Below are 25,226 nucleotides of genomic sequence, written 5' to 3'. Positions count from 1 at the left end.
GTAGCGGCTCCACAACAAGGAGCATCATTATGGAAAGACAACGCGGTTTTACCCTCATCGAATTGATGATTGTGATTGGCATCGTCGCCATTCTCAGCGCCATCGGTTTACCGGCCTACCAAAATTATCTGCAACGCGCGGCGCTAACCGACATGCTGCAAACCATGGTGCCGTATAAAACGGCAGTGGAACTCTGTTCGATTGAACGTGGCGGTCCAGCGCAGTGTCAGGCGGGACAGCGCGGCATTCCTGCGGCGAAAGGTTCGCGCTATGTGGCAACGCTGAGCGTGGTCAACGGTACGATCAATCTGACCGGACAAGAGAGCCTTAGCGGATTAGCGGTCGAAATGCTGCCAATTTGGAACGCAACGGATGGCACCATGAGCTGGCAGCGTAGTTGTACCAGTGATAACAGTAGCCTGCGCGATAGCTGTCTTGAGCAGTTCCGCTTTGATGACAAGGATGCCAATTAATGGACAATCCAAATGCCGCGTTACAAGCCTTGTGCGCACGTTATCAGGCGGTAATTTTGCAACATGACGCCACGCAGCTGCGCGTGGCGGTAGCAGAGACGCCCGACCCGCTGCTACTGGAAGCATTGCAGTTCGCCAGCCAGTGCAAGGTCGACGTCGAATGCTGGCCTGCGGCACGACTCGAACAATTGCTCCACGAACCTGAAGCCGCTAGCACGCCACGTGAACACGCCAGCGCAGAGTCAGCGATTAACGCGGTGGATCAAATCTTGCGCCAGGCCATCCAGCGTCGCGCATCGGATGTCCATTTCGAACCGCAGCGACATGGGCTGCGCGTGCGTCTGCGCATAGATGGCGTGCTGCATAAACTTCCTCAATCCTCCGAGGCGCAGCCTGCTGCGCTACTGGCACGCTTAAAGATTCTCGGCGGATTAGATATTGCGGAACGACGTTTACCGCAAGATGGGCAGTTTACGCTGGAAATAGACGACAAACTGGCAGCGTTTCGCCTTTCGACATTACCCATCAGTCAGGGCGAAAAGGCCGTGGTGCGTTTGCTGCAAAGTGAAAATAGCGCCATCACGCTCGATAAACTGGGGATGCCCGCAGCACAGTTACGCCTGTTAAAAAATGCGCTGGCAAAGCCTCAGGGTTTGATTCTGGTCACCGGCCCCACCGGAAGCGGAAAAACCTTCACGCTCTACAGCGGCTTAAGCGCGCTAAACGTGCCGGAAAAGAACGTATGTAGCGTGGAAGATCCGGTGGAAATTCCGCTCGATGGCATTAATCAAACGCAGATCCAGCCGCGCAGCGGGCTTGATTTTAATCGTGTGCTGCGTGCACTGCTGCGCCAGGATCCTGATGTCATTATGGTGGGTGAAATTCGTGATGCCGAGACAGCAAGCATTGCCGTTAAGGCGGCACAAACCGGCCATCTGGTCCTCTCCACTTTGCATACTAACTCAACCGCTGAAACGTTGACGCGTCTGCGCCAGATGGATATTCCGGGCTATCTGCTGGGGCCTGCTCTGCAACTGGTGGTCGCGCAACGCTTGGTCAGGCGCCTGTGCGTGCATTGCCGTCAGCCAGGGCAAGCTATCGCCCATCTGCCTGCCGACCTCTGGCCTGGCACCCTACAAACCTGGCGAGCGCCCGGTTGCGATCACTGCTTCTCTGGTTATTACGGCCGTCTGGCGCTGTTTGAGATTCTGCCGATAACCAGCAAATTGCAAAATGCTATCTCGGCAGATATGCCGCTAGAGCATTTGCTGGCCATAGCCAATGAGCAAGGATTGAAAACATTGCTGGCTGCGGGGCTGGAAGCGGTGAGTCGCGGCGATACCTCTTTTGAAGAGATGCAGCGCGTGGTGGGACTTGGCGATGGCTAATCTCTATCATTTTCGCTGGCATGCGCTTGATACCATGGGCGTATTGGAGGAAGGTGAGTCGCTCAACATCAGCCAGGAAGCCCTACTCAATCAACTTTCCGATCGAGGCATGCTGCCGGTGAGTTGGCAGCGTGGTAAATGCTGGCGCTCACGCGATTGGAAGTGGCAGCAGAAGATCGATCTGGTTAGGCAATTAGCGACGCTACTTAAAGCCGGTTTGCCGCTGGCCGAAAGCCTGATACTGCTGGCGGAAGGTCATCCGCATGCCGGTTGGCGGGTATTACTGAAAGGATTGCAGCGCCGCGTCATTGCCGGTGAACCCTTTTCACAGGCGCTGCAGGAGTGGCCGCAAATCTTTCCACCGCTGTTTCCCGCGCTGATGCAGGTTGGCGAATTAACGGGCCAACTCGACGAATGCTGTCGCCAGCTGGCGCAGCAGCAAAGCAAGCAGCAATATTTACGGCAAAAAGTTGTGAAGGCGCTGCGTTATCCCTTGTTTATCTTGCTGGTGGCGCTCGCAGTCAGTGCCGGCATGCTGCTGTTCGTGTTGCCGGAATTTGTCTCCGTGTATGCCAGTTTTGATGCTCCGTTGCCCGCTTTTACCGCTGCGGTGATGTCTCTGTCAGAACTTTTGCAGAAAGCCGCACTACCGCTGTCGCTGGTATGCGCCGCGGTGCTGGCAACTGCGCAGCAAACTTATCGACGCTCAGTGCCCTGGCAAAAGCGTACACAGCAATGGCTGTTACGCATGCCGTTGCTATCACCGCTGTGGCGCGGTGGGCAGCTCAGCCAGATTTACGCCATCCTGCAACTTACTCAGCAATCTGGTTTAACGCTGTTACAGAGCCTGCAGGCGGTAGAGGTTACGCTAGTATCGCGTCTGTGGCGTGATGCCATTGTTCAATTGCAACAGCATATCGCCGCGGGTGCACCTCTGCATCAGGCGTTACAACAGCATCTGCTGTTTACACCGCTTTGTGCCCAGTTGGTCAGAGTTGGCGAAGAGGCAGGTGCGCTCGATGTGATGCTGGCGCGTCTGGCGGAGTGGCATGAGGCCCAAACGCTGGCGCGGGCTGATGCTCTGGCTGCGTCGCTGGAACCGATGATGATGGTGGTGATTGGCGGGATTGTTGGGACGTTAGTGATAGCGATGTATCTGCCGGTATTTGGCCTGGGTGATGCGATTCGTTAACGGGCACGCGCTGTGCGCGCCCGTTATCTTCGATCAGCGAGTAAACACGCGGTTTTCTTGTTCTGCTACGCGGATAAAGGTGGTGCGCTTAGTCAGTTCTTTCAAACGCTCCGCGCCCACGTAGGTGCAGGCTGAACGCAAGCCACCGAGGATATCTTTCACCGTATCTTCAACGGGACCACGCAATGGCAAGCGTACGGTTTTACCTTCAGCTGCACGGTATTGCGCCACGCCGCCTACGTGACGCTTCATCGCCGATTCGGAGCTCATGCCGTAGAACAACATAAACTTCTCACCCTGATCTTCAACGATGGTGCCCTCGCACTCGTCATGCGCCGCAAGCATGCCACCGAGCATGGTGAAATCTGCACCACCACCGAAAGCTTTGGCAATATCGCCCGGAACCGAACAGCCGCCATCACTGACGATTTGTCCACCCAGACCGTGTGCCGCATCAGCACACTCAATAACCGCAGAGAGCTGAGGATAGCCCACGCCGGTCTTCACTCGCGTGGTACACACCGAGCCAGGGCCAATCCCTACTTTGACGATATCGGCGCCCGACAAAATTAGCTCTTCCACCATTTCACCGGTGACGACATTGCCCGCACAGATGGTTTTACCTGGGAAGCTTTCACGCACCCGCAGCAAGAACTGAACAAAGTGCTCGGAGTAGCCGTTAGCCACGTCGATACAGATGAAATTAAGTTGCGGTGATAACGCCAGAATCGCGGATAACTTAGTGAAGTCTGATTCAGATGTGCCTGAGGAAACCATCACATAACTCAGCACCGTCGCCGGGACGCGCTGCACAAATGCCTGCCAGTCTTCTACGCTATAGTGTTTATGCACCGCGGTCAGTAGGTTAAAACTGGCCAGCGCTTCAGCCATAGTAAACGTGCCGACGGTATCCATATTAGCGGCAATAATGGGTATGCCGCTCCAGTTTAAGCCTGAGTGTTTAAACGTGAAGGTGCGTTCCAGTTCAACCTCGGAACGGCTTTTCAAGGTGGAGCGTTTTGGGCGGATTAAAACATCTTTAAAGCCCAGTTTTAAATCTTCTTCAATGCGCATAGCTGATTGTCCTGGTTAGTGAAGACGAACCGCGGTTCGGGTAGCGCTCACGGCTCCAGTGTCGTTATCATACGCGCCATTCCTTGCGCGACAAGACTGCGAATTTCACTTTATTTAGGCTACAATCCCTTAAATTTAGCTGAGAAAAATGATTGTGATCATGCTCTCATCTTGCTGTGGTAACTCACCGCTCACGATATAAATTTTGCGAGAACGCTATGCCTTATACCGTTGCGCTCACCGGTGGCATTGGCAGTGGTAAAACCACTATTGCTAATGCTTTCGCAGCGCTAGGCGTTGATATTATTGACGCTGACGCCATTGCCAGAGAAGTCGTTGAACCCGGCACGACCGCCTTAAAGGCGATTGCTCAACGACATGGAGAATCCATTCTGACGGCTGAAGGCACGCTCTATCGTGCGCGACTTCGTGAAATTATTTTCCAGCAACCGCAAGAAAAAAACTGGCTCAATCAGTTGCTCCATCCACTCATTAACGCCCGCACACAACAATTAAAGTTACTGGCCACTTCACCTTATGTGCTTTGGGTGGTGCCGCTGTTAGTCGAAAATGGATTACAGCAGCAGGCCGATCGTGTGCTGGTGGTAGATGTGGATACCGCAACGCAATTGCAACGCACTCAACAGCGCGATGGCATTTCACTGAGTCAGGCGAAAAGTATTCTTGCCGCGCAGGCCAGTCGTGAGCAGCGATTAGCCTGTGCGGATGACATCATTGATAACAGCGGTACGCCTGAACAGGTGCTACCGCGCGTTGCTGCTCTTCACCAGCACTATCTAAGTCTGGCAGCAACCGGAAAGGATTAACATCATGAGTACAGTTGTTCTATTCGAACACCCTTTGAACGAGAAGATGCGTACCTGGTTGCGCGTTGAGTATCTGATTGATCAGCTGCATGAAACTGTGCCAGTAAGTGGTTCGGTCTCGGCTCTCGGCGTTTTTCGCATTCTTAGCGATCTCCTGGATATTTTTGAGCGCGGAGATATGCGCACCGAATTGCTAAAAGAGCTGGAGCGGCAGCAGCAGAAGTTACGCGCCTGGCTGGATGTGCCTGGCGTTGACGAACTGCGCGTTAGCAATCTGCGCCAGCAATTGAAACAATACTCTAGCGAATTGATGGCTGCGCCGCGGATGGGCCAACAGCTACGTGAAGATCGCCTGATTGCGCTGGTACGTCAGCGCCTGAGTATTCCCGGCGGCTGCTGTAGTTTTGATTTACCAAGTCTGCACATCTGGCTGCATCAGGACCAATCGGTGCGTGATGTGCAGGTCAATAGCTGGTTAGAATCGCTGAATCCGCTGCGTAATAGTTTGACGATGATTCTCGATTTAGTGCGTCAGTCCGGCGTATTCCGTCATCAAACTAGCCTCAATGGTTTTTATCAGGACAATGCCGAAGGATCCGATTTGCTGCGCCTGCAGTTAATGCTGGAAGATGCGCTGTATCCGCAAGTCTCGGGCCACAAAAGTCGCTATGCCATTCGTTTTCTGCCGTTAGACAGCGAACGGGGTGAGGTGCCAGCCCGACTGAATTTTGAATTAGCTTGTTGTTAGAGGAAGTTATGCCGGAAGAGATTATTACCGTACCTTGTCCCAATTGTCGTAGAGATGTGATCTGGGATGAGTTGAGCCCGTGGCGGCCATTCTGCAGTAAACGTTGCCAGCTGATTGATTTAGGTGAATGGGCAGCAGAAGAAAAACGCATTCCCAGCAACGGTGACCTGACAGACAGCGATGACTGGAGCGAAGAGCAGCAGTAACAAAAAAGTAAGGGGCCAGCAGCCCCTTAACTTAAATCTCGCCGGCCACTAGACGACCTATCAGCTCATGGTTTGCCGGAGGAAATTCATCCGCAACCAAATCCTGCTGTTCAACCCAGCGTTGTGGCTGTCCTTCACGGCCATAAGGCGCACCGTTCCAGCCTTCCACCAGGAAGAAATGCAGCGTAACGCGCAGGTCTTCATAGCTATGATCGGCCAGTCCAATTGCCTTAGCTGAAGTAACGTCTATCCCGGTTTCTTCCATCAACTCACGTTTCAGCGCCTGCTCGGCGGTTTCGTCTTGTTCAATCTTCCCGCCTGGAAACTCCCATTTATTAGCCATATAGGAGCTTGCCGCCCGCTGGGCTAGAAAAATTTGACGATCTGTATTGCGAATGATGCCCACCGCAACCTGCAGGTGTTTCATAAGCTGGATTCCGCTTTTAATAAATGAGCGCTGAGTGTAAATCAGACGTTGCGTGATGTTAACCACTGAGATGGATGTGACGCCATGTGCCGCACAAAAGCCATTGATTAAGACATGTCGTAATGATCGCAACCGGGGATGTTGGGAATACTCGCAGCCACTTTCTTCTGCCAAACCCGATTACCTATGGAATTCAAAGAAACAACGTTTCTGGAACAAAACACGCCGGAACAATTACATACTCTACGCCATCTGGTATTTCACGACCTTCTCACCTTAGACAGTGCTCAGAACACCCTAACCTGGTGGCCTGAACATAAAATCATGCCACTTAACGAAGCGCAAAAACGCTTCTTCTCCTGCCTGTTGCTGCGGATTACCTCAAAACGTCAGATCATCGCGACAGTGTGGAATGAGAGCTATCCAGGCATCAGCGATAATAATTACCATCAATTGCTGTTTCAAAGCCGGGCATTATTCAAACGATTTGGCTTGCCGGATGGTTTGTTGGTCACGCTGCCTTATCACGGCGTACGACTCAACGAAGAGAAGCTAATGGCAATTACGCGCTAAGGCTTAAGCAAAAAAAAAGGAGCCCGAAGGCTCCTTTTTTATCAGGCCAGACGACCGTGGCACTGTTTATATTTTTTGCCTGAGCCGCATGGGCAAAGGTCATTACGGCCCACTTTCCTTTCGCCACCTTGTGCTGCTAAGGCTTCGGCTGCTGCGGTTGCATCATCAACATGGCTCAGCTGTTGCTGCTGTGCTAAGCGCTCCGCTTCTTCACGACGCTGCTGCTCCATCGCTTCAACTTCTTCTGGCATGCGTACCTGGACTTTGCTCAGGGTACTGATCACTTCGTACTTCAGTGACTCCAGCATTGCCGCAAACATAGAGAAGGATTCACGCTTATATTCCTGCTTCGGATCTTTCTGTGCGTAACCGCGCAAGTGGATCCCCTGACGCAGATAGTCCATCGCCGCCAGATGCTCTTTCCATAGCGAATCCAGCGTTTGCAGCATCACGCCTTTTTCAAAGTTCCGCATCATCTCTGCACCAACCACTTCTTCTTTGGCAGCATAGTTTTCAGCAGCATGGCTCATGATGCGTTCGCGCAGCGTCTCTTCATGCAGATCAGGCTCTTTATCCAACCACTCAGCAATTGGCAGGTTCAGATCGAAGTCGTTACGCAGACGTTCTTCCAGGCCCGCGACATCCCACATCTCTTCCAGCGACTGCGGTGGAATGTAAGTATCGATGGTGGTTTTATAGACATCTTCACGGATGCTGTTGATGGTTTCAGATACATCAGACACATCCAGCAGTTCGTTACGCTGGCTGTAGATGGCGCGACGCTGATCGTTAGCAACGTCATCGTATTCCAGCAGCTGTTTACGAATATCGAAGTTGCGACTTTCCACTTTGCGTTGAGCATTGGCAATTGCTTTGGTCACCCATGGATGCTCAATCGCTTCGCCTGGCTTCATACCCAGTTTACGCATCATGTTTGATACGCGATCCGAAGCGAAAATACGCATCAAGGCATCTTCCATCGACAGGTAGAAGCGTGAAGAACCGGCATCACCCTGACGACCAGCACGACCACGCAGCTGATTATCGATACGACGTGATTCGTGACGCTCAGTACCAATGATGTGCAGGCCACCCGCCGCCAGCACTGCATCATGACGCAGTTTCCAGGCGGCTTTCATCGCCTCAATTTGCACTTCAGTCGGCTCGTCCATCGCGGCAAGCTCAGCCTGCCAGCTACCGCCCAGCACGATATCGGTACCGCGACCGGCCATGTTCGTTGCGATAGTTACCGCAGCTGGCTGGCCCGCTTGTGCCACGATATCCGCTTCACTGGCGTGGAATTTGGCATTCAGCACGCTGTGTTTAATGCCTGCGCGCGTCAGCTCATTGGAGACCACTTCGGATTTCTCAATCGAAATCGTACCCACCAACACCGGCTGACCCTTTGCGGTACAGGCGCGAATGTCTTCGATAATGGCATCGATCTTCTCTTTCTCGGTCATGTAGACCAGATCGGCCATATCTTTACGCACCATCGGACGGTTAGTTGGCACCACGATAGTGTCGAGTTTATAGATAGAGCTAAATTCGAATGCTTCGGTATCTGCCGTACCGGTCATACCGGCCAGTTTTTCGTAGATACGGAAGTAGTTCTGGAAGGTGATAGAAGCCAGCGTCTGGTTTTCATTCTGGATTTCCACGCCTTCTTTCGCTTCAACGGCCTGATGCAGGCCATCAGACCAGCGACGACCTTGCATGGTACGACCTGTATGTTCATCGACGATGACCACTTCACCATCTTTTACGATGTAATCTACATCACGGGTGAAAAGTGCATGAGCACGCAGTGCCGCCGTAACATGGTGCATCAACATAATGTTGGTTGGTGAGTAGAGTGACTCGCCCTCTTCCATAATGTTTTGGCTAACCAGCAGCTCTTCAACTTTCACCAGGCCACGCTCGCTCATGTGCGCCTGACGTGCTTTCTCATCGACCCAAAAATCGCCTTCGCCCTGGAAAGTCTCAGAATCTTCTTTCTCCTGGCGGACCAGGTGCGGGATGATCTTGTTAACTTTGGTGTATAGCTCAGAACTGTCTTCAGCAGGACCAGAGATGATCAATGGCGTACGTGCTTCATCGATCAGGATGGAGTCGACTTCATCCACCAACGCATAATGCAGTTTACGCTGCACACGCTCTTCCGGGCTGAATGCCATGTTGTCGCGAAGGTAGTCGAAGCCGTATTCGTTGTTGGTGCCGTAGGTGATATCGGCTGCATAAGCTTCACGCTTTGCCACGGCTGGCATATTTGGCAGGTTAATACCAATGGTCAGGCCAAGAAACTCAAACAGTGCGCGGTTATTTTCGGCGTCACGTTGCGCCAGATAGTCGTTGACGGTCACCACGTGCACGCCTTTGCCGCTCAGCGCATTCAGGTAAGCAGGCAAAGTTGCGGTCAGGGTTTTACCTTCACCGGTGCGCATCTCCGCGATGCAGCGTTCGTTCAGCACCATGCCGCCGATCAGCTGCACATCAAAGTGGCGCATGCCAAATACGCGCTTACTCGCTTCGCGTACGGTGGCAAAAGCTTCTGGAATCAGACTTTCAAGGCTCTCGCCTTTTTTCAGGCGCTCACGGAACAGGTCAGTTTTCGCTTTCAGCTCATCATCGGAGAGCTTCACGAAATCTGGCTCCATCTTGTTGATGATGTCTACCACTTTACGCATACGGCGCAGAGTACGATCGTTGCTGCTGCCAAATACTTTAGTTAACAATTTGATTAACATGATAAATTTTTCTCAATTCAGCCGTGATCTCACGGACTGCAAAATCTAAAACAGGATGCGGAAAAAAGGTTAGCAGTTAAGCTTCGAAAGGTCCGGCGCGGATGCCGTGAATAGCAGCCTGCCAATCAGCAGAAGAGTGGATTTGCGGCTCGCTGTGACGCAGGTTTTGCTGCGGCTCAACGACAGTAAGTGGCTGTGCGGGAGAGGTTAGAAGCGCCTGAAGCGAACCAATCAACGCCAGCTTTTGCGCCGCCAGCGGTAATGCTTGGTCGGCCTCAGCCTGAGCGGGTGGCGTCATGCTAAAGGAAAGGTGGCGTATTACCGTACGAATTGCATGCTGATGCCAATAATCGACGTTAAAATTCGGTCGACGAGCGCTTTCCTGCAAACGAATGAGATGATCGAACTGAACAACATTGCCAACAAATAGGCTGCTGATCGGCGAATCATTCGCCGTGGGCTCAGAGCTTTGCGCACAGGCAGGCAAGCCCAAACTGGCCGCCACCATCCCCAAAAGGAGATGAGGCCAGAAATAGCGTCTGCCCAATTGTCGCCAGCGTGAGAAAATCCCGATCACAACCCGTCCACAATGCATTGAATAAAGTAATAAAGCTGTCGACTAAAACTGCGTTAACCAGCTTATATGAGCGCCAGATGATAGCACTTATGTGCGGCTTCGACACCAGTGATTAAAGGGCCCACGGCGGAATTCACGTTTTTTTGTATAGCGTTTCACCAGTCACGACAGTGAATTGAGATCGGTTTGGCAGGGTTAGATGCGAGGCAATGAAAAAACGGCAGGTTCAACTGACCGGAGAGGGTGTCAGAGAAACCTGCCGTTTTATGTCTGACTTAAGCCAGAACTAAATTAGGTGCTTTGAATGCCAGTGGCAGTTCAGCTTCGTCTTCAAAGGTCGCCCATTCCCAGGCTTCCTGCTTCGCCAGAACCGCTTGCAGCAACTTATTGTTCAATGCATGGCCAGATTTAAAGGCGGTAAATGCGCCAATAACATTGTGACCGCACATGAACAAGTCACCGATCGCGTCGAGCATTTTATGACGAACAAACTCGTCTTCAAAGCGCAGACCGTCTTCGTTTAATACGCGGAAATCATCGAGGCCAATCGCACAATCTAAACTACCGCCCAGGCACAGGCCTTTAGACTGCAGATATTCGATTTCACGCATAAAGCCAAAAGTGCGCGCACGGCTGATTTGACGTACAAAGTTCTCAGCCGAGAAGTTGAGCTGATAACGCTGCGAGCTTGAGTCAATCGCCGGGTGCTTGAAGTCGATGGTAAAGTCGAGTGAAAAACCGTTATACGGCTTAATCTCGGCCCACTTATCACCATCTTCAACACGCACCGTTTGCTTAACGCGCACGAATTTCTTCGCACTGTTCAGCTCTTCGATGCCAGCATCCATCAGCAGATAGACAAAAGGCGCGGCACTGCCATCCATAATCGGGATTTCCGGTGCATCAACTTCAACAATAATGTTGTCGATGCCCAAACCCGCCAATGCGGCATTCAGGTGTTCAACTGTTGAAATACGCACGCCTTCATCATTCACCAGGCAAGTACTCAGCATGGTGTCGCGCACATATTTTGCATCAGCCGGGAAATCAACCGGTGGATTCAAGTCAGTGCGACGATAGATGACCCCGGTATTAGCCGACGCAGGGCGTAAGGTCAGCGTGACTTTCTTGCCGGTATGTAAACCGACACCAGTCGCCTGAACAATACGTTTTAATGTCCTTTGTTTGATCATCGCTTTATCTCGCAATATTACCCTTCCGACCGCCAGTATAAATTACCAGCGGGGGAATACTTTAGCACAAAGAGCGGAGAATCCCAATTATCGGGATATTCTTAGTCTGCCTGTTTACGCAGGAAGGCTGGAATATCAAGGTAGTCGGGTTCTTTGCTGGATGATGCTGGTTGCTCATTCACCACTTTAGCTGCAGGCTTCTGCTCCTGCGGCAGTGGCGCCATGCCATGCTGCTGGTAGCGATGATCCATCACAGGTTGAGTAGCCGGTTTGTTGGTCACTAACGTGATTTCTGGACGCTTATCCATGCCAATACCGGTGGCAACTACGGTTACGCGCAGTTCGTCGTTCATCTCTGGATCCAGAGATGTACCGATTACTACGGTAGCGTTGTCAGACGCGAAGGCGCGGATAGTGTTACCCACGGTTTCAAACTCGTCCAGACGCAGGTCGAAGCCGGCAGTGATGTTGACCAACACGCCGCGCGCGCCAGAAAGGTCGATATCTTCCAGCAGTGGACTGGAGATAGCCATTTCTGCCGCTTCTTCCGCACGGTCTTCACCGCATGCCACACCGGAACCCATCATGGCGTAACCCATTTCTGACATCACGGTACGTACGTCCGCAAAGTCGACGTTCATCAGTCCAGGACGCGTGATCAGCTCAGCGATACCCTGCACTGCGCCTTTCAACACGTCGTTGGCTGCACCAAACGCATCCAGCAGAGAGATGCCACGGCCAAGAACTTTCAGCAATTTGTCGTTAGGAATAGTGATTAATGAATCGACGTGCTTAGAAAGTTCGGCGATACCCTGCTCAGCAAAAGCCATACGCTTTTTGCCTTCGAAGTTGAATGGCTTAGTCACCACCGCAACGGTCAGGATACCCAAATCTTTTGCTACTTCAGCCACAACTGGCGCTGCACCAGTACCGGTACCGCCACCCATGCCTGCGGCGATGAACACCATGTCTGCACCATCCAGCGCAGCACGCAGTGCTTCGCGATCCTCTTCCGCAGAGTTACGGCCCACTTCTGGGTTCGCACCTGCACCGAGACCTTTAGTGATATTGGTCCCGATCTGGATCGTCTGGCCGACCGCTGTCTTACGCAACGCTTGCGCGTCGGTGTTTACAGCGAAGAATTCTACACCTTCGATACGCTCGCGTACCATGTGCTCTACGGCGTTGCCGCCGCCACCGCCGACGCCGATGACTTTAATCACCGCGTCATTGGTTAATTCCATAGGTTCAAACATGATTTCTCTCCGTTATGTGCCTGTCGCCTGGAGATCATAAACATTGCCAGCATGATCTCCTTTTTCAAAAATTAAAACTCTTTCTTCAGCCAGCTGTTGATTCGCTTAAACCAATTGCCCACCGAAGCACGTTTTTCCGTTTCTGCATCACCGTTCATGTGTGACTCTTTGCCGTAATGCAGCAGGCCAACCGCCGTAGAGTAATACGGCTCCTGCGCATAATCCGTCAGGCCGGTGATGTTAAGCGGCTGTCCAATGCGCACTTGCGTGTGAAACACGCGCTGTGCGCAGGCGGCCAAACCTTCAATCTGCGCCGCACCACCGGTCAGCACGATACCCGCTGCCAGATGATGTTTTACACCCTGCTGGCGCAGCTGCTCCTGTAGTTGCAGAATCTCATCATTGACCAGATTCAGCAGTTCGGTGTAACGCGGCTCAATCACTTCCGCCAGCGTTTGACGCTGCAGGCTACGTGGTGGACGACCACCCACGCTCGGCACCTCGACGTTTTCGTCTTTGCCGACAATCGAGCCCAATGCACAACCGTGACGCACTTTAATCGCTTCCGCGTCAGTTGGCGGCGTGCCAAAAGCGTAGGCAATATCACTGGTTACCACGTTCCCAGCATACGGGATCACTTTGGTATGACGCAGTGCACCGCCAGTATAGACAGCGATATCCATTGTACCGCCACCGATATCAACAACACAGACTCCCAGCTCACGTTCGTCTTCAGTTAATACTGAGAAACTGGAGGCCAGTCCGGCAAAAATCAGTTGGTCAACTTTCAGGCCGCAACGTTCAACGGCTTTGACAATATTTTTTGCCATATCGTTGTGGCAGGTGATCAAATGTACTTTCGCCTGCATACGCACGCCGGAAAGTCCCACCGGATTCTTGATGCCTTCCTGGTAATCGATGGCATATTCCTGCGGAATGACATGCAGAATACGATGTTCATCACGTACGCGAACGGATTTCGCCGTATGCACCACGTTCTCTACATCATCCTGAGTCACTTCCTCTTCCGAAATCGGAACCATCCCGATTTCGTTCTGGCAACTGATATGTTTGCCCGATAAAGCAAGGTAGACCGATGAAATCTGGCAATCCGCCATCAGTTCAGCCTGATCGATGGCTCGCTGTACGCATTTCACCACCGACTCAAGATCGTTTACGCCGCCTTTATCCATGCCGCGAGACGGGCAACTGCCCACCCCAATAATATTGACCATACCATCGGGCAGAATTTCCCCAACCAGGGCGGACACCTTCGCGGTGCCAATTTCGAGTCCTACTACCAGTTTTCTGTCCGTTGCCTTGATCATTGTGGTTTAGCCTGTGCCTGGTTTTGTTGCTGATTACTGTCCTGTGGCTCAATCGGTGCTGCTGCCCAACCAACTGCGGCGCCGGAGTCATATCGCATATCGACATAGGTGATGCGCTGATTCTGACTCTGACCCTGCTGCTGCAGATCCGGATAAAGCTCTATAAAACGGTTCAGACGCTTCATGGTATCGCTGCGTCCCAACTCAATGCGCACATCGTCACTGGTCACCAACTGCCACGAGCGCCGCGCCGTCATCGACGCGACCTTCAGGGTAAACTTGTTAGCCTTCAACACATCACTCATGGTGTGATAGCCGGCTAACACCTCATTTTCACTGCCTTCCGGGCCATACAGCATTGGCAAGGTTTCTTTGCCAACGTGGCTGGCCGGGACGCTGAAGGAGACGCCATCGGCATCGACCATGTGTGAATCGTTCCAACGTGCGACCGGAACATACTCCACCAGGTTTATCTTCAGCTCATCAGGCCACTGCTTCCGCACACTGACCTGCTTAATCCAGGGTAAACGCTCAATCTGCTGCTGGATGATATCCACGTTCTGCGACATGAATGTCCCCGGTGCACCGAGCGATAAAATGGCCTGGCGAATATCATCATGCGTGGTGTAGTGGGTTTGCCCCGTTACCACCAGCTTTGATAAGGGTAAGCGCGAGGCGTCATTCATCCACTTCAGCACCACAAGGCCGCCCGCCACCATGATGCCCAGCACAATCAGCAGGAACACGATGCCGAACAGTCGTGCACCGTTGCTACGCCCGGAGCGTAGACGCTCCTGAGGTTCGCGATTGCGTACTCGTATCGCCGCCTGAGACATATCAGTCAGCCAGCTCCAGAATACGCGCTACCAATTGAGGGAAGCTGTATCCCGCCTGCTTAGCGCCCATTGGCACCAAACTGTGGCTTGTCATGCCTGGCGAGGTATTCACTTCCAGCAGCTGGAAATTACCCTCACCATCGGCCATCACGTCAACGCGGCCCCAGCCGCTGCAACCCAGCGCGCGCCAGGCTGCCCATACCAATTTCTGCAATTCTGCTTCTCGCTCAGCACTTAAACCGCTCGGACAGAAGTATTCAGTATCGTCAGAAATGTATTTAGCTTCATAGTCATAGAACTCGCTGGCGGTTTTAATTCTGATAGAAGGCAGAATTTGTTCACCCACTATGCCTACGGTGTACTCTGCGCCGCTTAAAAAAGCTTCAATCAATACGTCGTCATCATGACGAAATGCTTCTTCTAACGCCGCAGGTAGCGCATCCGCATGGTTTACGCGGCTGATGCCAACGCTGGAACCTTCGCAGCTTGGCTTAACAAACAGCGGTAAACCCAATGCTTGTATGGCGGCAACGGTATCCGCATCCAAACCTTGCTGATGCTGCTGACGCGTGAGCCAGACGAATTTGCCTGACGGCAATCCCCTGCCCTGCCACAGCAATTTACTGCGCAGTTTGTCCATGGTGATGGCAGAAGCCATCACGCCGCTGCCGGTATAGGGCAGTTGCAGGAACTCTAGCACCGCTTGTAACGTGCCATCTTCGCCACCGCGACCGTGCAGCGCGATAAACGCCTTAGCAAAACCTTGCTGTTTCAAATCCAGCACCGACACATCACGCGTATCAACAGCATGTGCATCAATGCCCATTTCACGCAGCCCGGCCAGCACGGCCGCACCTGACATCAGCGACACTTCACGCTCTGCCGAGGTACCGCCCATCAATACTGCGACCTTCTCAGTCATGACGCGCCTCCGTCTTAACCGCCGGCTGCAGTTGGCTATCGGCCAGCTTACGTGCAATCTTGCCGATGTTACCTGCGCCCTGAACGATCACCAGATCGTCGCCCGACAGCAATGGCGCCAAAGCATCCGGTAAAGCGTCATGCTCAGAGACCAAAATGGGATCAACCTTGCCACGATTACGAATCGCGCGGCACAGCGAGCGACTGTCAGCGCCCGGAATGGCGGCTTCACCGGCTGGATAAACATCCAGCATCAGCAGCACATCAACCTGCGACAGCACATTGGCGAAATCATCAAACAGGTCACGCGTACGCGTGTAGCGATGCGGCTGGAACACCATAACCAGCTTTTTGTCAGGCCAGCCCGCACGTGCCGCTTTGATGGTGACATCAACTTCGGTTGGATGGTGCCCATAATCATCGACCAACATCGCGCTGCCCGGATTGCCATTGACGGCGGCGGTATCAAACTCGCCCAGTACGTCAAAGCGGCGCCCGGTTCCCTGGAAGCTCTCCAGTGCGGCCAGAATCGCGTTGTCTTCAATCCCTTCTTCGCTGGCTACGGCCACAGCCGCCGCCGCGTTTAATGCGTTATGCCGACCGGGCGCATTCAGCGTCACTTTCAGCACCGGTTTATCATGGCGAATCAGAGTGAAATGACCTTGCGCGCCACGCTGTTCGTAATTCTCGATACGTACATCGGCGTCTTCGCTGAAGCCGTATGTGGTAACCTGGCGGCCTACACGCGGAATCAGATCACGAATCACCGCGTCATCAACACACATCACCGCACGTCCGTAGAATGGCAGGTTGTGCAGGAAGTTAATGAAGGTCTGCTTCAGGTTCTCGAAATCGCCTTGATAAGTGTCCATATGGTCGGCTTCGATGTTGGTAACAATCGCCACCATCGGTTGCAGATGCAGGAAGGACGCGTCACTTTCGTCCGCTTCCGCAATCAGGTAACGGCTGCTGCCAAGGCGCGCATGGGTTCCCGCAGCTTTCACTAAGCCGCCGTTGACGAAAGTTGGATCCAGTCCGCCCTCCGCATAAATGCTGGTCACCATTGCGGTAGTGGTGGTTTTACCGTGCGTGCCGGCCACGGCAATGCCGTGACGGAAGCGCATCAGTTCGGCCAGCATCTCCGCGCGACGAATCACGGGAATGCGCTGCTCGCGCGCGGCCACCAGTTCAGGGTTATCCTGCGCCACGGCCGTGGACACCACGACTACGCTCGCATCGGTGACGTTTTCCGGACGATGGTTGAAGTAAATCGTCGCGCCCAGCGCGGCCAAATGCTGTGTCACCGGGTTCGGCGCCAGATCAGAACCGCTGATGTGATAACCTTCGTTCGCCAACACCTCGGCAATACCGCCCATGCCAGCACCACCGATGCCGACAAAGTGAATGTGCCGGACGCGACGCATCTCGGGCACAATAGAACGCAGTTTTGCCAATTGTTGTGTATTCATCTGTTTCAATTACCTGTTTTTCCCGTTTGTACCTGCTGAAGGTACGGGCCAAATCAACTGGCCGATTAATTTACTTCGCGACACGTGCCACTTCATTTGCAACCCGCTCGGTTGCATCGGGAATCGCCACCTGACGGGCTTTCTCTGCCATCGCCAATAATGTGGTGCGATCCCAGTGACGCAGCGTGTCCGCTACTACAGCCGCTGTAAATTGCGGCTGCTCGAAAATTTTGGCTGCGCCCGCTTTTTCCAGCGGCAACGCATTCCAGTACTGCTGACGATCTTTATGCTGGAACGGCACGAAGATCGCCGGTAAACCTGCGGCAGCGACTTCACTGACCGTCAATGCACCGGAGCGACAGACAACCACATCCGCCCACGCGTAGGCTTCTGCCATGTCATCGATAAATTCGGTGACTTTATGTTGCGGCTGGCCGGCTGCACGATAAGCCTGCTGCACGATTTCCAGTCCGCCTTTACCGGTTTGGTGCCAAACCGTAATCGCTTCGCCCAACTCAGCAGCCACTTGTGGCACAGTCTGATTGAGGATGCGAGCGCCCTGACTGCCACCCACTACCAGCACGCGAATCGGGCCAAAGCGTCCGCTTAGTCGCACTGCGGGTAACGGCAGAGCTAACACATCGGTACGCACCGGATTTCCCACCACTTCAGCGTTAGGGAATGCGCCCGGAAATGCCTGCATCACTTTGGTGGCGATTTTTGCCAGCCACTTGTTGGTGAGTCCGGCAATGCCGTTCTGCTCATGCAGTACCACCGGAATCCCGCAGCTCCATGCCGCTAAACCACCGGGACCTGAAACATAACCGCCCATGCCCAGCACCACATCCGGCTGCCAGTTTTTCATGATGCGACGCGCCTGGCGCCACGCATTAAAGATGCGTACCGGTGCCAGTAACTGCGCTTTCACACCTTTACCGCGCAAACCGCTAATGCGGATAAAATCAATCTCAATGCCGTGTTTCGGCACCAAATCCGCTTCCATTCGGTCAGCGGTTCCCAGCCAGCGAACCTGCCAGCCTTGTTCCATCAGGTGATGGGCAACGGCCAGACCGGGGAACACGTGTCCACCAGTACCGCCTGCCATGACCATCAGCCGTTTGCCACTCATCGAGCACCTCGGGTAAACGCCTGCGCTTTTGCCAGACGCGTTTCATAATCTATGCGCAATAAAAACACGATGGCGGTCGACATGATGATCAGACTCGAACCACCGTAACTGATCAGCGGCAGTGTCAGACCTTTGGTCGGCAGCATACCCGCGGCCGCACCGACATTAACCAGCGCCTGGAAGCTAAACCACACGCCAATTGAGCAAGCGAGGAAGCCTGAGAAGCGCTGATCGATCTCCAGAGCACGGCGACCAATCGACATCGCGCGAAAAGCGACGAAGAATACCATCAACAGCGCCAAAACCACACCGACATAACCCAACTCTTCGCCGATGATGGAGAAGATAAAGTCAGTATGTGCTTCCGGCAGATATTCCAGTTTCTGCACCGAGTTGCCTAAGCCCTGGCCCCAGAACTCGCCGCGTCCAAACGCCATCAATGACTGCGTGAGCTGATAGCCGCTACCAAAGGGATCTTCCCATGGATTCCAGAAGGAAGTAACGCGGCGCATACGGTAAGGTTCGGCGATGATCAGCAGCACCACAGCAAAAATGCCGGAGCCAATGATCGCCAGGAACTGCCACATTTTCGCACCGGCGAGAAACAGCATCGCCAGTGTGGTAACAAACAGCACCACCACGGTGCCGAGGTCGGGCTGGGCCAGCAGCAATACCGCCAGCACCACCATCACACCCATCGGCTTACAGAAGCCCCAGAAGTTGTTACGCACCTCTTCCACTTTGCGCACCAGATAGCTGGCGAGATAGCAGAACAGCGTTAATTTTGAGAGCTCAGCTGGCTGAATACGCAGCGGGCCAAGGGCAATCCAGCGCGACGCACCATTTACCGAGCTACCCACCACTAATACGATCAGCAGCATCACGACCGAAACCATCAGCATTACGTTGCTGTAGCGCTGCCAGAAATCCATCGGGATGCGCAATGTCACTAGCGCCATACCAAACGCCAGTGCGATATAAAACGCATCACGCTTGGCAAAATAGAATGGATCTTCGTTCAAACGTTGACCCACCGGCATGGATGCCGAGGTCACCATCACGAAACCGATCAGCGCCAGACCAAAGGTCAGCCATAGCAGCGTGCGATCGTACAGCACCACCGGCGCATCATCATTGTCGCGTGCGCCCATCACCCAATCGCGTAGGCGCAGTGACAGATAGTTGGCGATACCGGCTCCAGGAATGCGCATCAACTCAACTCCTTCGCCAGCTGCGCGAACTGATCGCCACGCTGCTCAAAATTGCGGAATTGATCGAGGCTGGCGCAGGCAGGTGACAGCAGCACCATATCGCCGGCTGTCACCTGTGCAGCAATTTGCGTCATCGCCTGCTGCATAGTGTCGGTGCGCGTGGCAATCTCCGGGCGCAGCGCCGCTAAGGCATCGCCATCGCGACCAAAGCAGAACAGCTTCACCTTGTCACCCTGCAGATAGCGCGCCAGCGGGCTGAAATCAGCCGACTTACCGTCGCCGCCGAGCAGCAGCCATAACGTTCCTTTTACCTGCAGCCCATTCAGCGCCGCTTCAGTGCTGCCGACGTTGGTGGCTTTTGAATCGTTAATCCAGCGCACGCCATTGGCTTCATGCACCAGCTGGAAGCGGTGCGCCAGGCCGGTGAACGTGGTTAAGGCTTTCAGGCTGGAGGCGCGCGGAATGTTCACCGCGTCAGCCAATGCCAGTGCTGCCAGCGCGTTGGTGTAATTATGTTGCCCCACCAACGTCATCTCATCGGTATTCAGGACTTTCTCGCCCTTCGCCCGCAGCCAGGTGCTGCCCTGCTGCTGATTGAGATGATAATCGCCAAGGTTGATACCGAAGCTCACGCAGCGCTGATCAACACCGCGCACCGGCATCGTCATGCCATCGTCAGCATTCACTACGCAGACGCTGGCATTTTCGTAAATGCGCAGCTTAGCCGCGCGATATTGCTGCATGCCCAACGGATAGCGATCCATATGATCTTCGGTAAGATTGAGGATCGTCGCAGCCGCGGCTTTTAAGCTGTGGGTAGTTTCGAGCTGGAAGCTGGACAACTCCAGCACATAGAGCTGCGCTGGCGATTTCAGTAGCGTCAGCGCCGGCAAACCAATGTTGCCGCCAACGCCCACCTGCCAACCTGCTGCGCGGGCCATTTCGCCCACCAGCGTCGTCACGGTGCTTTTGCCGTTTGAACCAGTAATCGCCACAATCGGGGCCTGCGCTTCGCGACAAAACAACTCGATATCGCCAATGATCTCAATGCCAGCATCAGCAGCCTCGCTTAAGGCAGGATGTGCCAGTGCGATACCCGGGCTTGCAATAATCAGATCCGACGCCAGCAGCCAATCGCTGTTGATACCGCCAACATAGCGCTCAACCGAGGCTGGCAGCTTGTCCAGTCCCGGCGGCGAGACACGGGTATCCATCACGCGTGGCGTAACGCCTTGCGCAAGGAAGAAATCAACACAGGACAGGCCAGTAATGCCTAATCCGATGATGACGACGTTTCTGCCCCGATAGTCAGCCATGATTAACGTACCTTCAGCGTTGCCAGGCCAATCAGCACCAGCATCAGCGAAATAATCCAGAAGCGCACGATGACGCGCGGCTCCGGCCAGCCTTTCAATTCATAGTGATGATGAATCGGTGCCATGCGGAAAATGCGTTGACCGCGCAGCTTGAACGATCCCACCTGCAGAATTACCGACAGGGTTTCTACAACAAACACGCCGCCCATAATCAACAGCAGGAACTCCTGGCGCAGCAGCACTGCAATAGTCCCAAGCGCGCCGCCCAGCGCTAATGAACCGACATCGCCCATGAACACTTGTGCTGGATAGGTGTTGAACCACAAAAATCCGAGCCCCGCTCCGACAATCGCGGTACAGACAATCACCAGTTCACCGGCGTGCCGTAAATAAGGAATGTGCAGATACTCAGCGAATTTGACGTTACCGGTTGCCCACGCCACCAGCGCAAAGCCCGCCGCCACGAACACGGTTGGCATAATTGCCAGGCCATCAAGGCCATCTGTTAAGTTAACGGCGTTACCGGTACCGACAATCACGAAGTAGGCCAAAACCACATAGAACAAGCCCAACTGCGGCATAACGTCCTTAAAGAACGGCACCACCAGTTGTGTCGCTGGAGTATCTTTGCCAGCGATAAACAACGCGAAGGCCACAGCGAGTGAAATCACTGACATCCAGAAGTATTTCCAGCGCGCGATAAGACCTTTAGTGTCTTTGCGCACCACTTTGCGATAGTCATCTACAAAGCCGATGATGCCAAAACCAACCAGCACCACCAGAACACACCAAACGTATGGATTGGAGGGATACGCCCACATCAGCACCGAAATGGTGATGGAGGTAAGGATCATCACGCCGCCCATCGTTGGCGTGCCACGTTTGCTGAAGTGTGACTCGGGGCCGTCGTTACGCACCACCTGACCAATCTGCAGTTTCTGCAGCCAGGCAATCAGACGTGGTCCCATCCACAGAGAAATGAACAGAGCGGTCAGCAGGCTGACAATGGCGCGGAACGTCAAATATGAGAAGACGTTAAAGCCGGAATAAAATGCGACCAGATGTTCGGCCAGCCAGACTAGCATGTTCCTTTCTCCTGTAAGCTCTGTACTACCTGCTCCATGGCGGCACTACGTGAACCTTTAACCAAAATAGTGATGTCCTGATGTTCGGACAGCAATGTGCGTAAACGTTCAGTCAGCGCGGTTTTACTGGCGAAATGCTCGCCTTTGCCGCTATTTTCACCAATCAGCTGGCTTAATGAGCCGGTGCTCAGCACGCGATCGATGCCTGCCGCTTTTGCCGCATCGCCAACCTGGCGATGGCAGAGTTCAGCTTCATCGCCCAACTCCGCCATATCGCCTACCACCATCACGCGGAAGCCCGGCATATCGCCGAGTACCTGCGCAGCGGCGGTCATCGAACCCACGTTGGCGTTATAGCTGTCATCCAGTAGCAACTGATTGGCCGCGAGACGAATCGGGAACAGACGACCAGGAACGGGCTGTAAGGTTTTAAGGCCATTTTGAATCGCAGTCAGCGGTGCATCCACTGACAGCGCCAGCGCGGCAGCTGCTAACGCATTGGCGATGTTATGACGGCCCGGCAGCGGCAACTCAACCGCGATATCGCCACGCGGTGTATGCAGGGTAAAGAGCGTGGCATCAGCGCGCAGCACAATATCACTGGCGCGGAATTCGGCATCGGCCATCGGCTGCGGCGAGAAGCGCCACAACGTTTTATCCACAAACTGCGTTTGCCAGTTGGCCAGATCGTTACTGTCGGCGTTAACGATAGCGGTGCCGTGCACCGGCAAGCCGTTAAAGATTTCGCCCTTGGCTTTCGCCACACCCGCTAGCGAACCAAAACCTTCCAGATGAGCGGCGGCAAGGTTATTCACCAGCGCGGTTTCCGGACGCACCAGCGCGGTGGTGTAGGCAATCTCGCCCTGATGGTTGGCACCCAGCTCAATCACTGCGTAGGCATGCTCTTTCGTTAGACGCAGTAGCGTCATCGGTACACCGAAATCGTTATTCAGGTTACCTGCGGTATAGAGCGTCTCCCCGCACTGACGCAAAATTGCGGCGGTCATCTCTTTGACCGAGGTTTTACCGGACGATCCCGTCAGGGCAACCACGCGCGCTTTCGCCTGTTGGCGCACCCATGCCGCGAGTTGTCCGAAGGCAATACGCGTATCGGCCACCACTACCTGCGCGATAGAAATCGGCAATAGCTTACTGACCAGCAGAGCCTGAGCGCCGCTTGCAATGGCATCGCTGGCGAAATCATGAGCATCAAAACGTTCGCCTACCAGCGCAACAAACAGGCTGCCGGCAGTAACTTTGCGCGTATCGGTTGTGACATCGGCAACGGTTAAATCAGCGCCGTGCAGCTTGCCGCCGCTGATATCAGCGAGGGTTTGCAGAGAAACGGGAATCATGCGACCACCCCCAGCAAACGGGCGACGGTGTCGCGATCCGAGTAATCCAGACGGCGGTTGCCAATGATTTGATAATCTTCGTGGCCTTTACCGGCCACCAGCACGATGTCATCCACACTGGCTTGCATGACGGCGTTGGTCACCGCCTGCGCACGTCCTGAAACGACGCGTGCACGACCCGGGTCGAGCAGGCCGGTGAGAATATCATTCACAATCGACATCGGCTCTTCGCTGCGCGGATTATCGTCGGTGATCACCACAATGTCGGAGAATTGCTCAGCAATCGCGCCCATCAATGGACGTTTGCCTTTATCACGATCGCCGCCGCAGCCAAACACGCACCACAGCTGGCCTTTACAGTGCAGACGCGCCGCTTCCAGCGCTTTTTCCAGCGCATCAGGCGTGTGGGCGTAATCAACCACGACTGTGGGTTTTTCTGGCGCGGTGAACACTTCCATACGACCACAAACCGGTAATAATTGCGGTGCGGTGGCAACCAGCGCAGTAAGCGGATAATCCAGCGTTAGCAAGGTAGCCAGCGCCAGTAGTAGGTTGCTAACGTTGAACGCGCCCATCAAACGGCTATCAAACTCGCCGTCGCCCCAACTGGAGCTGAATTGAATATGTGCGCCGCCGTCGTGATAATTCACCGCCGTGGCTTTGAGCCAGCGGCCATGGCAGCCTGATTGCAGGTTGTCTTCCATGGTTACCGCTACAGCATCGGGCAATTTTGCCAGCCAGCGACGGCCAACCTCATCATCAGCGTTGATGATGGCTGCACCGATTTGATGCTCAGAGAACAGTAGCCATTTAGCGGATTCATAGCCCTGCATATCACCGTGATAATCGAGGTGATCGCGGCTCAGGTTGGTAAATACCGCCGCGGCAAACGGCAACGCTGCCACGCGGTGCTGCACCAGCCCATGTGAAGACACTTCCATCGCCGTCAGGGTTGCGCCCTGCTCGACCAAATCATTCAGAACATGCTGCACATCCACTGCAGAGCCGGTAGTGTTTTCAGTTGCCACCAGTTGACCGTAAAGGCCATTTCCTACCGTGCCCATCACGGCGCCGGCTTCACCCAACAGATTGGCCCACTGCGCCATCAACTGCGTGGTGGTGGTTTTACCGTTGGTGCCAGTAACACCAATTAACTTCAGTTTGCTCGCAGGCTGCTGATAAAAGCGTCCGGCCAGTGCAGAGAGACGCTGCTGCAACTGCGCCAGATAGATAACCGGGACGCCGTGCATCTCGCGGATATCACCATCGCTGGCCTCACCTTCGGCTTCGGCAATCACCGCTGCCACACCTTGTGCAATAGCCTGTGGAATAAAACGACGTCCATCAGCATGATGGCCCGCCACGGCGATAAACAGATCGCCAGCAGCCGCAGCGCGGCTGTCCAGTGTCATGTCACGGAGTGGACGCGCCGGCGCACCCGGCACCCATGGGGCCAGTAAGTCGCGCAGGTTACGATCTGTCACTTGATTCCTCACTTCTATTCTTAACCAACTCGTTCTTATCAACTGTTGGCAGCGCATCAGGTTCAATGTTCATGGTACGCAACACGCCGCCCATGATGGCGCCAAACACCGGTGCTGAAACCGCACCACCATAATATTTACCGGCCTGGGGATCGTTGATCACCACCACCAGCGCAAAACGAGGACGGCTGGCAGGTGCAACGCCAGCGGTGTAAGCAATGTATTTGTTGACGTAGCGTCCGTCCGGTCCAACTTTCTTGGCGGTACCGGTTTTAATGGCAATGCGATAGCCCTTGATGGCGGCTTTAACCCCACCACCGCCTGGCAACGCAACGCTCTCCATCATGTGCATCACCGTTTTCACCAGGTCTTCCTGGAAAACGCGTTCACCTGCCACTGGCGGGGCAAACT

24 protein-coding genes are annotated in these 25,226 nt (G+C 54.1%); 7 read left to right on the top strand and 17 right to left on the bottom strand.

The window, feature by feature from the left end:
* The first annotated feature begins 29 nt into the window (after positions 1-29).
* Genes ppdD through hofC form a run of 3 tightly spaced genes read left to right on the top strand, consistent with a single transcriptional unit; the run spans position 30 to position 3,053 of the window.
* Entirely contained in the window at positions 30-473 is a 444-nt protein-coding gene (gene ppdD / locus PMI17_RS09390) for a prepilin peptidase-dependent pilin (protein ID WP_007888664.1), read from the top strand.
* Positions 473-1,861 carry a type II secretion system protein GspE gene (gene gspE, locus PMI17_RS09385; RefSeq protein WP_007888663.1) on the top strand — a complete coding sequence of 463 codons (1,389 nt, stop codon included), beginning with the start codon at positions 473-475 and terminating at the stop codon, positions 1,859-1,861. Before ppdD ends, gspE begins: the two co-directional genes overlap by 1 nt.
* Positions 1,854-3,053 (top strand): protein transport protein HofC, encoded by a 1,200-nt coding sequence (gene hofC / locus PMI17_RS09380; protein ID WP_007888657.1) that lies wholly within the window; start codon positions 1,854-1,856, stop codon positions 3,051-3,053. The genes gspE and hofC overlap by 8 nt, the downstream gene beginning before the upstream one ends.
* A 33-nt stretch (positions 3,054-3,086) precedes the next feature.
* Here hofC and PMI17_RS09375 read toward each other — a convergent pair whose 3' ends face one another.
* Positions 3,087-4,127, bottom strand: a complete 1,041-nt coding sequence (locus PMI17_RS09375) for a GMP reductase (protein ID WP_007888654.1) — start codon at positions 4,125-4,127, stop codon at positions 3,087-3,089.
* Positions 4,128-4,345: 218 nt separating this feature from the next.
* Between PMI17_RS09375 and coaE the strand changes: the two genes are divergently transcribed.
* From coaE to yacG, 3 genes are read left to right on the top strand one after another with little or no spacing between them, the layout of a single operon-like run.
* On the top strand, positions 4,346-4,954 hold the full coding sequence (gene coaE / locus PMI17_RS09370; RefSeq protein ID WP_007888652.1) for a dephospho-CoA kinase: 609 nt from the start codon (positions 4,346-4,348) through the stop codon (positions 4,952-4,954).
* A gap of 4 nt (positions 4,955-4,958) precedes the next feature.
* Positions 4,959-5,702, top strand: coding sequence for a cell division protein ZapD (gene zapD, locus PMI17_RS09365; RefSeq protein WP_007888650.1), 744 nt, complete (start codon positions 4,959-4,961; stop codon positions 5,700-5,702).
* Between the two features lie 8 nt (positions 5,703-5,710).
* On the top strand, positions 5,711-5,908 hold the full coding sequence (gene yacG / locus PMI17_RS09360) for a DNA gyrase inhibitor YacG (protein ID WP_007888648.1): 198 nt from the start codon (positions 5,711-5,713) through the stop codon (positions 5,906-5,908).
* 31 nt (positions 5,909-5,939) lie between these two features.
* Here the strand turns inward: yacG and mutT are convergent, their stop codons facing one another.
* Complete coding sequence (gene mutT, locus PMI17_RS09355; protein ID WP_007888646.1) at positions 5,940-6,335, bottom strand: 8-oxo-dGTP diphosphatase MutT; 396 nt, start codon at positions 6,333-6,335, stop codon at positions 5,940-5,942.
* Positions 6,336-6,521: 186 nt separating this feature from the next.
* Here mutT and PMI17_RS09350 point away from each other — a divergent pair, with 186 nt between their 5' ends.
* The gene (locus PMI17_RS09350) at positions 6,522-6,908 is read left to right on the top strand and encodes a hypothetical protein (RefSeq protein ID WP_007888644.1); all 387 of its coding nucleotides are present in this window, start codon (positions 6,522-6,524) and stop codon (positions 6,906-6,908) included.
* 41 nt (positions 6,909-6,949) lie between these two features.
* Here PMI17_RS09350 and secA read toward each other — a convergent pair whose 3' ends face one another.
* The 15 genes from secA to PMI17_RS09275 all read right to left on the bottom strand — a co-directional run.
* Positions 6,950-9,655: a preprotein translocase subunit SecA gene (gene secA / locus PMI17_RS09345; protein ID WP_007888642.1), complete on the bottom strand. Its 2,706-nt coding sequence runs from the start codon at positions 9,653-9,655 to the stop codon at positions 6,950-6,952.
* Positions 9,656-9,731: 76 nt separating this feature from the next.
* Positions 9,732-10,232 carry a secA translation cis-regulator SecM gene (secM, locus tag PMI17_RS09340; RefSeq protein ID WP_007888640.1) on the bottom strand — a complete coding sequence of 167 codons (501 nt, stop codon included), beginning with the start codon at positions 10,230-10,232 and terminating at the stop codon, positions 9,732-9,734.
* Positions 10,233-10,507: 275 nt separating this feature from the next.
* Positions 10,508-11,425: a UDP-3-O-acyl-N-acetylglucosamine deacetylase gene (lpxC, locus tag PMI17_RS09335; protein WP_007888639.1), complete on the bottom strand. Its 918-nt coding sequence runs from the start codon at positions 11,423-11,425 to the stop codon at positions 10,508-10,510.
* 101 nt (positions 11,426-11,526) lie between these two features.
* Positions 11,527-12,681: a cell division protein FtsZ gene (gene ftsZ / locus PMI17_RS09330; protein WP_007888638.1), complete on the bottom strand. Its 1,155-nt coding sequence runs from the start codon at positions 12,679-12,681 to the stop codon at positions 11,527-11,529.
* 71 nt (positions 12,682-12,752) lie between these two features.
* Positions 12,753-14,009: a cell division protein FtsA gene (gene ftsA, locus PMI17_RS09325; protein ID WP_007888634.1), complete on the bottom strand. Its 1,257-nt coding sequence runs from the start codon at positions 14,007-14,009 to the stop codon at positions 12,753-12,755.
* On the bottom strand, positions 14,006-14,845 hold the full coding sequence (gene ftsQ / locus PMI17_RS09320) for a cell division protein FtsQ (protein ID WP_007888630.1): 840 nt from the start codon (positions 14,843-14,845) through the stop codon (positions 14,006-14,008). Before ftsQ ends, ftsA begins: the two co-directional genes overlap by 4 nt.
* Before the next feature lies 1 nt (position 14,846).
* Positions 14,847-15,767, bottom strand: coding sequence for a D-alanine--D-alanine ligase (locus tag PMI17_RS09315; protein ID WP_007888627.1), 921 nt, complete (start codon positions 15,765-15,767; stop codon positions 14,847-14,849).
* Entirely contained in the window at positions 15,760-17,235 is a 1,476-nt protein-coding gene (gene murC, locus PMI17_RS09310) for a UDP-N-acetylmuramate--L-alanine ligase (RefSeq protein ID WP_007888621.1), read from the bottom strand. Before murC ends, PMI17_RS09315 begins: the two co-directional genes overlap by 8 nt.
* A gap of 70 nt (positions 17,236-17,305) precedes the next feature.
* Entirely contained in the window at positions 17,306-18,364 is a 1,059-nt protein-coding gene (murG, locus tag PMI17_RS09305; RefSeq protein ID WP_007888619.1) for an undecaprenyldiphospho-muramoylpentapeptide beta-N-acetylglucosaminyltransferase, read from the bottom strand.
* Positions 18,361-19,575: a cell division protein FtsW gene (gene ftsW, locus PMI17_RS09300; RefSeq protein WP_007888617.1), complete on the bottom strand. Its 1,215-nt coding sequence runs from the start codon at positions 19,573-19,575 to the stop codon at positions 18,361-18,363. Before ftsW ends, murG begins: the two co-directional genes overlap by 4 nt.
* Complete coding sequence (gene murD, locus PMI17_RS09295; protein WP_007888615.1) at positions 19,575-20,891, bottom strand: UDP-N-acetylmuramoyl-L-alanine--D-glutamate ligase; 1,317 nt, start codon at positions 20,889-20,891, stop codon at positions 19,575-19,577. Before murD ends, ftsW begins: the two co-directional genes overlap by 1 nt.
* 2 nt (positions 20,892-20,893) lie before the next feature.
* Complete coding sequence (gene mraY, locus PMI17_RS09290) at positions 20,894-21,976, bottom strand: phospho-N-acetylmuramoyl-pentapeptide-transferase (protein ID WP_007888613.1); 1,083 nt, start codon at positions 21,974-21,976, stop codon at positions 20,894-20,896.
* Complete coding sequence (gene murF, locus PMI17_RS09285; RefSeq protein WP_007888608.1) at positions 21,970-23,331, bottom strand: UDP-N-acetylmuramoyl-tripeptide--D-alanyl-D-alanine ligase; 1,362 nt, start codon at positions 23,329-23,331, stop codon at positions 21,970-21,972. The genes mraY and murF overlap by 7 nt, the downstream gene beginning before the upstream one ends.
* Positions 23,328-24,815, bottom strand: a complete 1,488-nt coding sequence (gene murE, locus PMI17_RS09280) for a UDP-N-acetylmuramoyl-L-alanyl-D-glutamate--2,6-diaminopimelate ligase (RefSeq protein WP_007888606.1) — start codon at positions 24,813-24,815, stop codon at positions 23,328-23,330. The genes murF and murE overlap by 4 nt, the downstream gene beginning before the upstream one ends.
* Positions 24,802-25,226, bottom strand: a 425-nt coding sequence (locus PMI17_RS09275) for a penicillin-binding transpeptidase domain-containing protein (RefSeq protein WP_007888599.1), incomplete at its 5' end; no start/stop codon positions are given. The genes PMI17_RS09275 and murE, both read right to left, overlap by 14 nt.

The sequence above is a fragment of the Pantoea sp. GM01 genome (assembly GCF_000282675.1).
Taxonomy (GTDB): Bacteria; Pseudomonadota; Gammaproteobacteria; order Enterobacterales; family Enterobacteriaceae; genus Pantoea; species Pantoea nemavictus.
Note: the sequence above shows the minus strand (reverse complement) of the source record. Positions and strands in the feature narration are given on the sequence as shown.